Genomic DNA, 429 nt, shown 5'->3' on the forward strand with positions numbered 1-429 from the left:
CCGTGCCGCACATGCGTCGGCACCACGGTCGACTCCATCACCAGCACACCGGACGGCTCCGCGAACACCTGCGAGAACTCGGTCCGCTCCGACATCACCTCGACCCGCTCACCCGACGCGGCCGCACGATCCACTTCGGACTCCGGGCGCGCCGCGACAGCGGGCTGTGCCAGCACGGGATTCAGCGACAGTCCCACCACACCGGACAGCAGAAGCGCGATCCTGCGCCGCGACGACGTTCGGAACACGCGCGGCATGACACGACGTGGCACAGCGAATCCCCCCGAGATCAAGATCAAGCCGGAGGGACTGTAGAACGTCGATACCCAGGAAGTAAACAGCAATTACAAAGCGTATTCACAGAACGGACAAAACACTGTCGATCTTGACAATCAGTTACCGAGGATCACCGGCCACCCACGCAACGTA

Annotated in this window: 1 protein-coding gene; it reads right to left on the bottom strand. The window is 62.5% G+C overall.

Annotated elements, in window-relative coordinates; all coding sequences use genetic code 11:
* Nucleotides 1-257 (bottom strand): hypothetical protein (locus OP04_RS48130; RefSeq protein WP_033346813.1); only part of this gene is annotated, 257 nt, incomplete at its 3' end.
* Between the last annotated feature and the right edge of the window lie 172 nt (nucleotides 258-429).

The organism is Catenuloplanes japonicus (assembly GCF_000717135.1).
In the GTDB taxonomy this organism is placed as follows: Bacteria; Actinomycetota; Actinomycetes; order Mycobacteriales; family Micromonosporaceae; genus Catenuloplanes; species Catenuloplanes japonicus.